At 45.4% G+C, this 13,828-nt stretch carries 16 protein-coding genes; 4 read left to right on the top strand and 12 right to left on the bottom strand.

Going from position 1 to position 13,828, the window contains the following annotated elements:
• Positions 1–74: 74 nt before the first annotated feature.
• The 5 genes from GW12_RS04605 to GW12_RS04585 all read right to left on the bottom strand — a co-directional run bounded on the left by GW12_RS04605 (position 75) and on the right by GW12_RS04585 (position 3,761).
• On the bottom strand, positions 75–479 hold the full coding sequence (locus tag GW12_RS04605; RefSeq protein ID WP_034584099.1) for a biopolymer transporter ExbD: 405 nt from the start codon (positions 477–479) through the stop codon (positions 75–77).
• Positions 479–1,099 (bottom strand): MotA/TolQ/ExbB proton channel family protein, encoded by a 621-nt coding sequence (locus tag GW12_RS04600; protein ID WP_034584096.1) that lies wholly within the window; start codon positions 1,097–1,099, stop codon positions 479–481. Before GW12_RS04600 ends, GW12_RS04605 begins: the two co-directional genes overlap by 1 nt.
• Before the next feature lie 25 nt (positions 1,100–1,124).
• Entirely contained in the window at positions 1,125–1,904 is a 780-nt protein-coding gene (locus GW12_RS04595; RefSeq protein ID WP_034584094.1) for a TonB family protein, read from the bottom strand.
• A gap of 208 nt (positions 1,905–2,112) precedes the next feature.
• Entirely contained in the window at positions 2,113–2,979 is an 867-nt protein-coding gene (purU, locus tag GW12_RS04590) for a formyltetrahydrofolate deformylase (protein ID WP_034584092.1), read from the bottom strand.
• A gap of 50 nt (positions 2,980–3,029) precedes the next feature.
• The gene (locus tag GW12_RS04585; RefSeq protein WP_034584089.1) at positions 3,030–3,761 is read right to left on the bottom strand and encodes a TetR/AcrR family transcriptional regulator; all 732 of its coding nucleotides are present in this window, start codon (positions 3,759–3,761) and stop codon (positions 3,030–3,032) included.
• Between the two features lie 135 nt (positions 3,762–3,896).
• Here GW12_RS04585 and GW12_RS04580 point away from each other — a divergent pair, with 135 nt between their 5' ends.
• From GW12_RS04580 to GW12_RS04565, 4 genes are all read left to right on the top strand, one after another.
• Positions 3,897–5,345, top strand: a complete 1,449-nt coding sequence (locus GW12_RS04580; protein ID WP_034584086.1) for a coniferyl aldehyde dehydrogenase — start codon at positions 3,897–3,899, stop codon at positions 5,343–5,345.
• A gap of 165 nt (positions 5,346–5,510) precedes the next feature.
• Positions 5,511–5,747, top strand: a complete 237-nt coding sequence (gene rpmB, locus GW12_RS04575; protein ID WP_004813275.1) for a 50S ribosomal protein L28 — start codon at positions 5,511–5,513, stop codon at positions 5,745–5,747.
• A gap of 16 nt (positions 5,748–5,763) precedes the next feature.
• On the top strand, positions 5,764–5,919 hold the full coding sequence (rpmG, locus tag GW12_RS04570) for a 50S ribosomal protein L33 (RefSeq protein ID WP_001205031.1): 156 nt from the start codon (positions 5,764–5,766) through the stop codon (positions 5,917–5,919).
• Between the two features lie 164 nt (positions 5,920–6,083).
• Entirely contained in the window at positions 6,084–7,799 is a 1,716-nt protein-coding gene (locus GW12_RS04565) for a cation:proton antiporter (protein WP_034584082.1), read from the top strand.
• A 64-nt stretch (positions 7,800–7,863) separates the two neighbouring features.
• Here the strand turns inward: GW12_RS04565 and GW12_RS04560 are convergent, their stop codons facing one another.
• The 7 genes from GW12_RS04560 to GW12_RS04530 all read right to left on the bottom strand — a co-directional run bounded on the left by GW12_RS04560 (position 7,864) and on the right by GW12_RS04530 (position 13,799).
• Complete coding sequence (locus GW12_RS04560) at positions 7,864–8,142, bottom strand: hypothetical protein (RefSeq protein WP_034584080.1); 279 nt, start codon at positions 8,140–8,142, stop codon at positions 7,864–7,866.
• A gap of 102 nt (positions 8,143–8,244) precedes the next feature.
• Positions 8,245–8,748 carry a DUF6586 family protein gene (locus tag GW12_RS04555; RefSeq protein ID WP_034584077.1) on the bottom strand — a complete coding sequence of 168 codons (504 nt, stop codon included), beginning with the start codon at positions 8,746–8,748 and terminating at the stop codon, positions 8,245–8,247.
• Positions 8,749–8,978: 230 nt separating this feature from the next.
• Positions 8,979–9,230: an RNA-binding protein gene (locus GW12_RS04550; RefSeq protein ID WP_034584075.1), complete on the bottom strand. Its 252-nt coding sequence runs from the start codon at positions 9,228–9,230 to the stop codon at positions 8,979–8,981.
• Between the two features lie 84 nt (positions 9,231–9,314).
• Positions 9,315–11,303 (bottom strand): ATP-dependent helicase, encoded by a 1,989-nt coding sequence (locus GW12_RS04545; RefSeq protein WP_034584072.1) that lies wholly within the window; start codon positions 11,301–11,303, stop codon positions 9,315–9,317.
• 270 nt (positions 11,304–11,573) lie between these two features.
• Positions 11,574–12,707: a glycerate kinase gene (locus tag GW12_RS04540; protein WP_034584069.1), complete on the bottom strand. Its 1,134-nt coding sequence runs from the start codon at positions 12,705–12,707 to the stop codon at positions 11,574–11,576.
• Positions 12,708–12,828: 121 nt separating this feature from the next.
• Entirely contained in the window at positions 12,829–13,401 is a 573-nt protein-coding gene (locus GW12_RS04535; protein ID WP_034584067.1) for an HdeD family acid-resistance protein, read from the bottom strand.
• Positions 13,402–13,529: 128 nt separating this feature from the next.
• Positions 13,530–13,799, bottom strand: a complete 270-nt coding sequence (locus GW12_RS04530; protein WP_034584065.1) for a hypothetical protein — start codon at positions 13,797–13,799, stop codon at positions 13,530–13,532.
• Positions 13,800–13,828 lie beyond the last annotated feature (29 nt).

Below are 13,828 nucleotides of genomic sequence, written 5' to 3'. Positions count from 1 at the left end.
ACTTATTTCAGGACGGGACAATCAGCAGTAATAAAAAAGCGACCTAAGTGGTCGCTTTTTTTATTTCTGGAAAATCAGTTATCGGTTGCAAAGGCAATATCTGTGAGTCCGGCTCCACTCGCGCGTGACATCACCTGGGCAACGGTGTCATAACGCGATGCTTTGTCTGCCTTGAGAACAATGGTTGGCTGACGCTGTGCCTGACCTGCCTGATTGAAACGGGTTTCCAGTTCATCCAGCGACACAACTTTTCCATTCCATGCCACATCACCGACAGCATTAATGCTGATGGTGACATTTTCAGGCGGCAGATCAATAATTTCTGCTGTGGTTTGTGGCAAGGTTAATGGAATTGATGGGTTCGCAACGGTCGCTGTCACCAAGAAGATGATCATCAATACCAACATAATGTCGATCAGGGGAATGAGGTTCATCTCATTCATGCCTGTATCGTTGTCTTCACCCAATTGAAAAGCCATTAAGCTTGACCTCCAACTAAATTCTCTTGAGCCACTTTGGTATCTGCTTTCTTGGCAGATTCCTGTTGCAGCATAGTATCGATCAGCAGGCTATGCGCATGATCTTGCAGTTCATTGCTTAAAGTACGGTTGAAACGTACGGCAATGTTATAAGCCAATACTGCAGGAATCGCCACTGCCAGACCTAAACCGGTCATGATCAGTGCCTCACCGACTGGTGTCGCCACTTGAGCCAGACCTGCCTGACCGCTCTTACCCACGGCAACCAGCGCATGGAAGATGCCCCATACTGTACCAAACAGACCAACGAAAGGTGCGATAGATGCGATGGTACCCAGCACGGAAACGCCTTTTTCTGCATTGGCTTTTTCTGCTGCGATTTGACGCAGTAAAGCCTGTTCAGCTACAGCCTTACGCTGTTCAAAGCCTAAAGGAGCCATTTTTACTTTCAATTTATCAAGCGCTGCAGACAGCTGAGCATAAGCCAATTGCTTGAGTTGACGTGTACCGAGCAAGCGCAGTACGAAAATAGTCCATGTCGCAATCGACATTGCCAGCAACACAAAATACAGTGTTTTACTGACTGCATCAGCATGTTGCCAATAAACTGAAAAGTTCATACTCGAACTCCTAATGGGTTAGCCGTTATCTGGTAATCTGGAAGTCAAAAGGTTGCTGAACGCGCGTTGGATAAGCAACACCATTTTCAACATATTTGGTTAACTGTGCACGACGTACTGCTGACTCAACCTTACGGTTAATCGAAGGACTACAGCTGGAATTTCGTACAACCGCTGAAACCACCTTACCTTGTTCATTCGCCGAAATATCCACCACCAGTGAGCAGGAATCTTTCAACTCGCCTGCGGTCATGGAAACTTTCGGCGCACGCAACCAGCTAACACCACCGCCCAAAGACACACTCTTCGGCGCTGGAGGCGCAGGCGGTGCTGGTGGAGTGACCGGTGCCGGCGGTGCAACAGGTGCTGGCGCAGGTTTTGGTACCACCTTTTCAGTCACCACAGCAGGTGTAACCGGAGCTGGCGGTGTTGGTTTGGTTTCAACTGGAGGTGGAGCAACCACTTTCGGTGCTTCCGCCTTTTTCACCTCTTGAATTTTTTCCACTTTCTTCGGTGGCGGTGGCAACGGTTTGTCGACAACCTTCACTTCTTTCGGTTTTGGCGGCTCTTTCTTCGGCTCAGGTGGTTTTGATTTCGGAGGTAATGGTTTCGGTGCTTCCTGTAGTTTGACAAAACGCACCTTCAAAGGTTCCTTGTCTACAGGTTTGAGTTCAGGTGCTTTCATCTGGCTGACCGCCCACAACAGGCCAACGTGCCCGACCAGTACCGCCGCCATCACAGTTGCGACTTTCTTTTTCATCTGGTTGGGAGGAGTAGGCATCTTAGGAGAAGCAACTTGGCTCATTAAATCTTTTACCTTGAGGAGATGATGCGAAACAACCAATCAAACTCATCGGTTAGCACAATTAAAGTACGCCAATAATAAATGAGAAGGGTTTTCATTTGCAATAACAATCCAAAACTTTCTGCAACTTTTTTTATAAGCTGATGAAATCTACCCAAATAAAAAAGGCATACTTTAAGTATGCCTTTTTTGAATTGCAATGCAAGTGTTATTGGAACACCACTGTTTTATTGCCATCAACAATGATACGGTCTTCCAGATGCCATTTCACCGCACGTGCCAGCACGTTACGTTCTACGTCCTGACCCAGTTCACGCAACTGGTCTACAGTAAAGTCATGACTCACGCGTTCCACGTCCTGCTCGATGATTGGACCCTGATCCAGATCAGCCGTTACATAGTGTGCAGTGGCGCCAATCAGTTTCACGCCTTTGTCATACGCCTGTTTATAAGGATTTGCACCAACAAAGGCAGGCAGGAAGGAATGGTGAATGTTGATAATTTTCATTTCCCATTTTGATACAAATTCTTCATCCAGAATCTGCATATAACGCGCGAGTACCAGCAGATCGTTGCCCTGCATCAGCTCGTCGATTTTGGCATAAGCCTCGCGTTTGTTTTCCTTGTTCACCGGCACGACTTCAAAAGGAATACCAAAGTTTTCTACCGATTCACGCAGGGTTTCATGGTTTGAAACCACTTTGGTAATTTCACATGGCAGTGCACCACGAGCATGACGCCATAACAGCTCCAGCAGCGCGTGATCCACTTTAGACACCAGAATGCCGACTTTTTTCACATCGCTCACCAGTGCCAGACGCCATTTCATGTCATAGCGTTCTGCGACATTAGCAGAGAAAGTCTGTAACAGGCTTTCTTTACGGCTTTGCAGGTTGTCCAGTTCAAACTCTACACGCATGAAGTAACGCCCGCCCTGCGCTTCTGTCGCGTATTGATCAAGGGCTGTAATGTTGGCACCCTGATGATACAAGAAGCTAGACACAGCCTGCACGATGCCTGGCTTGTCTTCACAAGTAATCAATAAACGCGCGGTGTTAGCAGTCGTCATATTCATGTTGGTATATGTCACTAATCAGGTAAATTAAAAAAAGTAAGCCGAGTATTCTAGCGCGTTTCTGAATTATTCTGAATAGTTTGTTCAGTTTCCCGATCTTTAGCAGATGACAGGCTGGCAAACAGTTCGGATGAACCGAAAGAGTTCAACAGGCTTTCATAAGTCTGACGGCTTTCGCCACGCAGATAGGCACCTTCCAGGAACACCATCTGACGCAATGCCTGCCAGACCCATTTCTCTTCCAGATGGTTAGAGTCAGTAATATGACCGGACATATACAGGAAGTTGGTCCAGTTGGTCAGTACAATCCATAGGTTGATGATCAGTGCTTCAATTTCTGAATCAGTCATTTCCATCAGACCGGCATTCACGAAGGCCTTATAGATCTTCTGGCCCTGCTTCATCACCTCACCGGCAAAGCGTGGATACATCTTGTGGAAGTCTTCATTGTTTTCCACCAGATGGTAGACATCACGATGCAGGAAGCGGTACGCCCACAACTGGCTACTCAGCACCTGAAAATAATGAATCTTGTCATTGGCATCCAGCGGACGGTCTTCAGGCAGCGCCAGCATTTCCAGCGTTTCCTTCTGGTACTGCTCCATCAACTCCTTGATGATTTCATTCTTATTACGGAAATGATAATACAGGTTACCCGGGCTCATACCCAGCTCAGCCGCAATATGGTTGGTTGTGACTGAACGTTCGCCACGCTCGTTAAACAACTGCAAACTGATCTGCAAAATACGTTCTTTCGTTTTCAACGTTTTGGTTTGGGACATCCTAAAATAACCATTCAGTTCGTATAACGCTCACGCCAGCAGCAGGCTGACGGACGAGTACACGAAGTAACTTGACTAATTAGAGTATTTACTCTAAAAATAATGCATCGATTTTCTTAAAAATGGTAGTGCGGCATGAACAGTCATACAAAAACGACATCAATGACACCACATTTTTTTGACAGCCAATGCCTTAATGACATTTTGGCCTTACAAAAACATGCCTACTTACGTTACCCATTGCCGACTGCAAAGGAACGTATCGATCGTTTAGCTCGACTTAAGCGTATCTTAGTTAAGTATCAAGATCAATTTGCTGAAGCAATTAATCAGGACTACGGCAACCGTTCCATCGGGGAAACCAAAATTGGTGAGCTGCTGACCTGTTTAGAGCATATCAAGTATTACAGCAAGAACCTGACTGGCTGGATGAAACCATCCAAACGTCATGTCAGCATTATTCACCAGCCAGCTAAGGCGTGGGTACAGTACCAGCCTTTGGGTGTGGTTGGCATTATTGCGCCATGGAACTATCCTTTATTACTGTCGATTGGACCGCTGATCTGTGCTTTAGCAGCCGGTAACCATGCCATGATCAAGATTTCCAGTTCATCGGCTGCTTTTGGTGAAGTGCTGGAAAAAGCGCTGGCCGAAGCTTTTCCGAAAGAGCTGGTTGCTGTGGTCAATGGTGGTGGTCGGGTATCGGATGCATTCTGCCGACTGGCTTTTGACAAGCTGATTTTCACTGGTTCAACGGCGGTAGGTAAAACCGTGATGGCAGCCGCTGCGGAAAATCTGGTGCCAGTAATTCTGGAACTGGGTGGCAAATCACCTGTGCTGGTACATCCTTCTATCGATTTAAAAGATGTGGCGCAGCGTATAGCTGTCGGCAAACTTTGGAATGCCGGACAGACCTGTGTAGCGCCAGACTATATGTTCCTGCCACGCGGCAAGACTGCCGAGTTTATTGATCACTTCAAGACCTGCGTGGAAAGCATGTATCCGGACATCACCCACAATCAGGATTACACTTCTATTATTAATGACAAGCAGTACAACCGTCTGCAAGGCTATTTAGAAGATGCCCGTGTGCGTGGTGCACAGCTGATCGAGATCAATCCGCGTAATGAAACAACAGCAGACCTGCGAAAAATTGCACCAACCATTCTGACTAATGTCACGCCAGACATGGATGTGATGAAGAATGAAATCTTCGGTCCGCTGCTGCCAATCATGGAATATGATCAAATTGACGACGTTATCGACTTTATTAATAGCCGTCCGCGTCCACTTGCATTATACTATTTCGACTTTGATCAGGCGCGTGCCGATTATGTCGCACAGCGTACCCATTCGGGTCACTTTGGTCAGAACACGGTATTGACCCATGTTGCGCAGGATGACCTGCCATTTGGCGGCGTTGGTGCCTCCGGAATGGGTAAATATCATGGACCAGAGGGCTTCTTCAGTTTGTCGCATGAACGGTCTGTAATGTCGAATCCTAAGCTGTATAGCTTGAAATACATTCTCCCACCGTTTAATAAGCCGATTCATAAACTGATTTCGAAGACTCTTCTTCGATAAATGATCAAGGCATGAGCTATTGCACCGGCTCATGCCCCGTTTTAGACAAAATCGCTTGTCTTTTAAGCGCATTTTTGGTATAAAACGCCCCTTGAATGAATTCAATCCGTTTATTTTTGACTGGCCAAACAGATTTGCTGTTGGCTAAATCAATGGAGTTACACCATGTCTAAGGTTTGCCAAGTTACCGGCAAGCGTCCAGTCGTTGGTAACAACGTCTCACACGCCAACAACAAAACTAAGCGCCGGTTCGAGCCGAACCTGCACCAACACCGCTTCTGGTTAGAAAGCGAAAAACGTTTCGTACGTCTTCGTCTTACTACTAAAGGTATGCGTATTATCGACAAATTGGGCATCGAGAAGGTTGTAGCTGACCTACGTGCTCAAGGTCAAAAGATCTAAGTAAGGAGTCAGAACAATGCGTGATAAGATTCGCTTAGTTTCTTCAGCTGGTACAGGTTATTTCTATACCACTACTAAGAACAAACGTACTATGCCGGAAAAAATGGAAATCAAAAAATTTGATCCAAAAATCCGTCAACACGTGATCTTCAAAGAAGCTAAAATCAAATAATTTTAGCTTTCTGAAAAAAACGGCCTGTTCAGGTCGTTTTTTTTTGCACTTTTTTTCTACAGCTTGATAAACTTTCTACATGTTTTGGCACTTTTTGTGCTTATTTCCCATAAAAAACTGAAATTTCATAAATTTTACTAATTTTTTACTCTAAGGAGCGTTTAGTGCCGCATGACGTAGATCTCATCATATTACTGGCGGTAGGCTTTGGACTGGCACTGGCATTCGGCTATATCGCTGCACGCCTGCGCTTTCCCCCACTGATCGGTTACCTGATTGCCGGAATCCTGATCAGTCCAAACACGCCCGGAGTGGTCGGTGATATCCAGCTTGCCAACCAGCTAGCTGAATTAGGCGTCATGTTCCTGATGTTTGGTGTCGGGATGCACTTCTCTCTGCATGACCTGATGCAGGTGCGCCGTATTGCCCTGCCTGGCGCGGTTTTACAGATTGCAGTAGCCACCCTGCTGGGGATCAGTGTATCGATGCTGTGGGGCTGGAGCTTTGGCACAGCGCTGATCTTTGGTCTGAGTCTGTCCTGTGCGAGTACCGTAGTCTTGCTTAAAGCCTTAGGTGACCGTGGTCTGCTAGATTCGATTAACGGGAAAATCGCAGTTGGCTGGCTGCTGGTTGAAGATCTGGTCATGGTCTTGGCGCTGGTACTGTTACCTGCGACTGCTGTTCTGCTTGGGGGGCAGGCACTGGAAGGCAATTCTGATGAGAATATCTGGGCAACCCTAGGGATTACCCTACTGAAAGTGGCTGGCTTTATCGCCTTTATGCTGATTATCGGTAAACGTCTGGTTCCGATGATCATGCAGGTGGTGGCGCGTCTGGGATCACGCGAGCTGTTTACCCTGACAGTGGTAGCCGCTGCAGTTTCGATTGCCTTTGGAGCCTACAAGGTCTTTGGGGTATCGATGGCACTGGGCGCTTTCTTTGCCGGAATGGTGGTCAAAGAATCGGATTTCAGTCATCGTGCCGAAGAAGAGACTTTGCCGCTACGTGAGATCTTCTCGATCCTGTTCTTCGTTTCGGTCGGTATGCTGTTTGATCCACGAATCATGATTGAACAGCCGCTGCATGTACTCGCAGTAATTGCCATCATCATGATTGGTAAAACCATTGCGGCAATGGCACTGGTGCTGTTCTTCCGCTATCCGATCAATACAGCTTTAACCGTCGGTGCATCACTAGCACAGATCGGTGAATTCTCCTTCATTCTGGCCGCGCTAGGTGTATCCCTGAATCTACTGTCACTGGAAGGACAAAACCTGATTCTGGCGGGCGCATTGATTTCAATTACCCTGAACTCGTTTATCTTCTCAGCGATAGAGCCGGTACAAAATTGGATTCGTGAGCGCTCCTCTCTGGCACGTTTGCTGGAACGTAGTGGCGACCCCTTGGCAATGCTACCCGATGAAGTCTCTCAGGACTATCTGCGTGATCAGGTGGTGATTGTGGGTCATGGCGAAGTGGGACGTCGTATCACCCTGTCACTGATGGAACAAAACATCAAGGTCGTGATTGCCGAAGAAAACCGTGAGATCGTGGAAAAGCTGCGTGAAAAAGGCATCGCGGCGGTATCCGGTGTGGCGACTGAACCGAGCGTGCTGATTCAGGCACATATCCAGCATGCACGCCTGCTGGTGATCTCCCCAATGGACATTATCGACATTCACAAGATTGTTGATATTGCCAAGACCTTGAATCCTGCGATTCAGATTCTGGTCTGTGCGGAAAGCAAGGAAGAAGCCGAAGTCATCCGTCGCGATAACATTGGTGCGGTGTACTATGCCAAGGAAGAGATGGCGAAGAACATGAGCCGTCATATTCTGCATCAGATCCAGATTGCACATCAGCACGAAAATGGACACTAAATTTTCATCGTTTCAAAATCAAAAACGCGCACTTCTCAGTGCGCTTTTTTATAGCGAGAGGAAATCAGCTTAAATATTTTGGTTTTTCATCCACAATTTCAGCTTGCCATTCATTGACCTGTTTTTCGAGTAGACCAAATAAAGCCACCTGAATCATCTGCTGAGCAACCAAAGGTGTTTGATCACCAAGAAGTGCTTTGACTTCGTCATTAAACTGGATAGTGACCAATGGTTGTTTTTCAGAGCCTGCATTGCGTAATGCCAACTCACCACTTTCAAGTTGAACGAGTTCTAAAATCGCTTCTTGATTACCAAATAGTTCTTTCAATTGTTCTATAGACATATGTCCTCCATGTTCAACATGGTGGCAAAGCAGAAACACTTTGCATTGCTTATTGTTATGGATATATGGATGATGCTGACAATTTCAAGTCATTTGGTCGGATTAAAATTCAACCATTTCATTCCTGAAACCATCAATCAGCTGGGTCAGGTCACGATGCCATTCACGCAGGATTTTGGTATCAGGTAACCAGGCTTGTGGAGTTTGGGTCACTTTGATGATCAGTTTGGAAGACGTTTCATCTTCTGGTTCTGGCACACTTGGCTCTGGTGCGTACTGGCATGAACGGTAGGCACGTTTCAGTTCAGCAATAAAACCGTTTTTGGACAGTTGCTGCATCACAGTGACTTCTGGAGACACCTGCCCTTTAGCCGCCATCAGCTCTTCAATGGATTTTAAAGTTGGGGTCAGGTCATTGAGTCGGTAGTAACGCACCAGTTCCTGCAAGAACGCCAGCACTGCGCCATGCAGGTGAAATACCGCGGCTTCACGATGGGCTTGGGCCTGTTGCACATGATCGGTTTGCTCTGCCTGCTGGCAAGCGAGGCGGGCGAAATAAAGTTTCTGATTGGTACGGTCCGCATGATAGCGAGCAACACGAGTCATGGAATTTTCCTAAGAGTTAAAACAAATTTTGGCTTTTATAACTTAAAACCAGATCATGATTTTTACAATGCAATTTATTTTATTTATTGCGCTTTTCAAGGAATATAAAAACAAAACTAGCTCATGAAACTCATTTGTTTTGATCTGGGAAAATGATTTTCTTGGATGAATATTCAGACTTAAAAATTATTTTTATAAAAAAAGGAGCATCATTTGCTCCCCTTTTGATTTTAAGCTTTTGGTTTGTCTTCCGCTGCTTTGACGCGAATACCTGTGCCATGTAAGCGCAAGGTATTTAAACCTTTAATCGCTTTGACTGCTTCACGGCCATTCGGCATTTCCACAAAGGCAAAACCTTTGGATTTACCGGTTTCTGCATCCAGCACCAAGTCACAAGACTCTACAGTACCGTATTGTTTAAACAATTCCAGTAACTCGGCTTCGGTCACGGTACGTTCCAAGTTACGAACTAAAATTTTCATCTGATAACCTTAAGAAGATAGGCAGGAAATATCAAAAAGCACTCGCCTACTCTACTTTTTGCATGTAATAACACTGATCCTAGTTTAATCGAGATCAATGCCAAAATCTAAATTAATCGACTGGCGCTCGATCAGGGCACTTTTTACCGTCTGCTGCCGGGTCTTGTAATGGGTTTCCATCGTACACAAATTGCGGGTCAGGTCATTCATAAAATAACTTTCTACCTTACGTCCCTGCTCATCCACGGTTTCACGCGCCCAATGATTTAGATTCTGTTTGGTCAGGATTAACTCATCCTGCGCACGGGTCAATGCTACATACAGCACCCGGCGCTCTTCCTCGACATCATCGAAGCTGCCTTGCGCACGCGCATGTGGATATTGTCCCGGGGTGACATTCGCCACATAGCAGACCTTCTGCTCTGTACCTTTAGCCGAGTGAATCGTGATGAGGGTAACGACATCGATATCTGACTGACGCTCAATTTCGGAAATGGAGACTGGATCAAGTACATACTCTTCCAGAAATTCACTGACCTGTGCATGCTTGGAAGCCAGCTGTTTGACCAGTTCAAAATCGCCCTGACGACGGTTCCAGTCTTTTTTATAGTTTTCTGCCAGCTGGTTTTCAATCGCTTGAATCGCTAGCGTCACACAGGCCTGAACTTCAGTTTTCAGCACGGCCATCTGTTTCATGATCAGAATGGTTTCCAATGGAATCTTGCCAAATTTTTCCAGCTTATCGGCAATTTTTTCCATCTCTGGTTCAGCCAGCAGCTGTTGGGATAACTTGCTAGCCCCGACATCACCGACACCATTCCATAGGGTCAAAAAACGCATCCAGGCAATATCATCCAGCGGATTGGCCACGACTCGCAGCAGACTAAGTAGATCCTTTACATGCGCAGTTTCCAGTAGTTTCATGCCACCAATAAACCGATAAGGCACATTGGCTGCAATACAGGCCGCTTCAATATGCCGCGCAGCAAAACTGGAACGCACCAGCACCATATGATCCGACCATTTATTCCCGTTCAGGTAATGGCGTTCTTTAATATCAATCGCGATCCATTTGGCTTCATCAAACTCGTTCGGGAAAATATGCATCTTCGGTTTGATGCCTTCGCCGCGATGCGCATCTAGTCTTTTGTCATATTTGATTTCGGACTGATCCAGTAGCCAGTTGGATAGATCCAGAATTTCCTGAGTTGAACGGTAATTTTTTTCTAGCTTAAAGATTTGTGCGTCTGGAACCCGCTCCTTGAAATGGTGAATATTTTCAAAATCTGCACCACGAAAACCATAAATAGATTGGGCATCATCTCCCACACAGAACAGGCTGATGTGTTCTTTAAGTGGTTCTAGTAATGCCCATTGCAGCGGATTGGTATCCTGCATTTCATCCACCAGCATATGCCGGCAGATAGAAGATACGTACTCTACCAAACCATCCGATTGGGCTAATGCAGCAGCCACCACCGCCAAAATATCGTCATAATCCAGAAAACTGCGTGCCTTTTTACGGGCTTCATATTCTTTCATAATGTCAGCGATCTGGTCTTTCAGCGCCAGATATTCCGGCATCTGTTTTTCTAGTGCGATGCTGAGTTTCTGACGGGTATTGCGTGCAAAAGAGTATAAATCACAGAGTTCCTGCGGCTTTGGCAAATAATTCGGATTTTTCTTGTCATCCCGACCGCGAATCAGGCGGAACATCATCAGCTGATCATCACGATCGATAATAGAAAACTGCTCTAATCCAAATGCTTTGGGAATACGACGCAGCAGATACATACAAAAAGTATGGAAGGTTGATGCTCGCAAGCCTTTGGCCTGTTCACCGAGTGCCAGTTCCACACGCGCTACAATTTCACTGGCGGCTCGACGGGTAAAAGTCAAAATCTGGATCTGATTTGCAGGTACACCTTGATCAATCAGATAAGCTGCACGTGCCACGATAGTTTTGGTCTTACCACAGCCCGCCCCAGCTAACACCAGACTATGCTTGGCATCCGTCGTCGCAGCTTGCTTTTGTTGGGGATTCAGTTCATCAATCAGGGCGGCTAAACTCATGGTCACTCATCTTTTTGTGGATAGGTGTAGTTTAACAGAGCTGTCCCTAGAAAACGTATCATCAATATTCTAGAAACCATTTGAATCCGGCCAGGCAGCATGGATGCCGTCCGCTGGATTGTGGTATAGGGATATACCCTCAATCCAGTAAAGGATTTTTGTTAGCTTGCGAAGTAGTGTTTCTCATCCTTGAAAAGTAAAATCTGCTTACGCGTTTATATTTGTCTTTTTATAAAGCTTTTGCAGCAATGACCATCTTACTCAAACACCCTATTCCTGAATGTTTTGAACAGTTTGAGCAACCGCTTTTTCTAAATTGGTTTCCGCATTTTTTAATACTTCTTCCAATAAAAAATCCGGAGGATTAATCCCGATAATTTGACTAAATCCACTCTCATACAGTGACTCAACCCCTTCACCGACCAAACCTGCGAACGCAATTACCGGTTTATTCAATTGCTGGGCGACCTGAGCTACGCCAAACGGGGTTTTTCCTAAAGCTGTTTGGTAATCAATCTTACCTTCACCAGTTAGCACAACATCTGCCTGCGCGATTTTTTCGGCCAACCGGCTTTGTTGAATGATTAATTCCACACCTGATTGTAGCTTGGCACCGGCAAATGCCATCAAGCCAAATCCCAAACCACCGGCAGCACCCGCGCCTGGAATGTTTCTTTTGGAAATACCCAAACCTGCTTCTACCCGATCAGCAAAATGACTTAGATTTCTATCCAGCTGCTGCACCATTTCCGACGTTGCCCCTTTCTGCGGTCCAAAGATGGCCGAAGCACCATTTGGACCACAGAGCGGGTTATTCACATCTGAAGCAATCAGGATTTCCGTATTTTTTAAACGAAGGTCCAAGTGAGAAAAATTAATTCGCTCAATCTGATCCAGGTTGCCACCACAAACCTGGATCTGCTCACCTACAGCATTGAAAAACTGCACACCCAGTGCCTGCGCCATCCCGACACCACCATCATTAGTGACACTGCCACCAAGTCCAATAATGATTTTCTTTACACCAAGATCCAGTGCTTGCTTGATCATCTCACCCGTACCAAAAGTTGAGGTCAGCATTGGATTACGGTGGGAACTTTCCAGCAGATGAATACCGTTGGCTTTGGCCATTTCAATGACAGCAGTTTGCCCCTGATCGACTACAGCAAAATAAGTTTCAACCTGCTGGCTTGCTAAAGGACCAGTAACGGTACAGGCAATACGCTGCCCTTCTAATGAGTGTAACAAGGCATATACGGTTCCTTCACCACCATCCGCCATAGGCACAGCAATACAACGCGCATCAGGAAAAACCTGCAAAATACCACGTTGCATAGCCTGACAAGCCTGCTCAGCAGTCATACTTTCTTTAAAGGAATCTGGAGCTAGAACAAAAGTTTTCATCAAGTAGTGTGACCGCTTTATATGGTTTTCATCACTTATAAATGCTTTTCCATCTTACAGGTAAAGCAAAACATACCAATAAAAAAGAGCGCCGATTTGTGCTCTTTCTTACAATGATTCTTTAAATATCTGCTGAACTTTTTGGCACACGATGTTTGATATAGGAAGCCAAGCTTAGATAATTGATGCCCTGAAATAATATATCGATCGCCAGGAAGGCACCCAATACCCAGAACGGCGCATCTGGTGACAGCAAAATGATGATTCCAGTAGCTAAGGTCAGAATGCCGGAGAACAAGGTCCAGCCCCAACCACGAAACGCTTTAAAGATAAAAGCATTTAAGACACGAATTACACCTGCAATGATCAGGACAATCGCCAACAGATTAGTCAGCACAATCGCAGTTTTGACTGGAGTACCAAAGGCATAATAACCCGCGACAAAATATAAAATCCCGAATAGTAGCCACAACCAACGGAATGCCCCATCAAAGATTTTAATTCCTGCAATCAGGTGAACCATGCCCCCAATCATCATCAGCACACCAAACAGGAATACCACTGACAGTGTGGCAAATGGTAAGGATGCCAATAGCACAATACCAAACAGCACTAGCAAAGTACCCAAACCTAGATACCACTTGCGATTTTCATGCAATTGATGACGAACTAAATCATTTCCAACAGTCTTCATATTGTTCTCAAGTTATTGGTTATGACTTTGATTATGCATCTAAATGATAGATAAATTTGTGAGATATTCGCTTAATTTATCCACAAGAAGATGAAGAGCTGTGGATAAATTCGGCTTTATCCACATTTTCAAGGCATCACTTTATTCACTTTTACATACTTGGTCTTTTTCACTTCTTTAAATTCCAACCATCCACCATGAATAGCATCAAATGCTTCATTAGTAGTATTAAACCCATAATTTAATGGATTGAAATCGAAATCTTCTGCTTCTAGGGCTTCAATGATTAAATCAACCTTAGCCCATCCCTCTTTATTAGATATTTCGCTAATGACATTTTGAACAGACTTAACAAAAAAGCTAAAACTTCTTTTTCTAACAAAAAGTTGGCTTTTCACTGTTTTAGTTTCGCAGATTCAAATCCCAA

It is taken from the genome of Acinetobacter sp. HR7 (assembly GCF_000773685.1).
GTDB lineage: Bacteria > Pseudomonadota > Gammaproteobacteria > Pseudomonadales > Moraxellaceae > Acinetobacter > Acinetobacter thermotolerans.
The sequence above is the reverse complement of the archived record's forward strand: the minus strand, read 5'-3'. Positions and strand labels throughout refer to the sequence as shown.

Bases quoted from the DNA above. Each gene is read 5' to 3' on its own strand.
- GW12_RS04580 (WP_034584086.1), top strand. From the start codon at position 3,897: ATGAACAGTCATACAAAAACGACATCAATGACACCACATTTTTTTGAC.
- GW12_RS04600 (WP_034584096.1), bottom strand. From the start codon at position 1,099: ATGAACTTTTCAGTTTATTGGCAACATGCTGATGCAGTCAGTAAAACA.
- GW12_RS04535 (WP_034584067.1), bottom strand. From the start codon at position 13,401: ATGAAGACTGTTGGAAATGATTTAGTTCGTCATCAATTGCATGAAAAT.
- GW12_RS04555 (WP_034584077.1), bottom strand. From the start codon at position 8,748: ATGACTCGTGTTGCTCGCTATCATGCGGACCGTACCAATCAGAAACTT.
- rpmB (WP_004813275.1), top strand. From the start codon at position 5,511: ATGTCTAAGGTTTGCCAAGTTACCGGCAAGCGTCCAGTCGTTGGTAAC.
- GW12_RS04605 (WP_034584099.1), bottom strand. From the start codon at position 479: ATGGCTTTTCAATTGGGTGAAGACAACGATACAGGCATGAATGAGATG.
- GW12_RS04585 (WP_034584089.1), bottom strand. From the start codon at position 3,761: ATGTCCCAAACCAAAACGTTGAAAACGAAAGAACGTATTTTGCAGATC.
- rpmG (WP_001205031.1), top strand. From the start codon at position 5,764: ATGCGTGATAAGATTCGCTTAGTTTCTTCAGCTGGTACAGGTTATTTC.
- GW12_RS04595 (WP_034584094.1), bottom strand. From the start codon at position 1,904: ATGAGCCAAGTTGCTTCTCCTAAGATGCCTACTCCTCCCAACCAGATG.
- GW12_RS04550 (WP_034584075.1), bottom strand. From the start codon at position 9,230: ATGAAAATTTTAGTTCGTAACTTGGAACGTACCGTGACCGAAGCCGAG.
- purU (WP_034584092.1), bottom strand. From the start codon at position 2,979: ATGAATATGACGACTGCTAACACCGCGCGTTTATTGATTACTTGTGAA.
- GW12_RS04545 (WP_034584072.1), bottom strand. From the start codon at position 11,303: ATGAGTTTAGCCGCCCTGATTGATGAACTGAATCCCCAACAAAAGCAA.
- GW12_RS04560 (WP_034584080.1), bottom strand. From the start codon at position 8,142: ATGTCTATAGAACAATTGAAAGAACTATTTGGTAATCAAGAAGCGATT.
- GW12_RS04540 (WP_034584069.1), bottom strand. From the start codon at position 12,707: ATGAAAACTTTTGTTCTAGCTCCAGATTCCTTTAAAGAAAGTATGACT.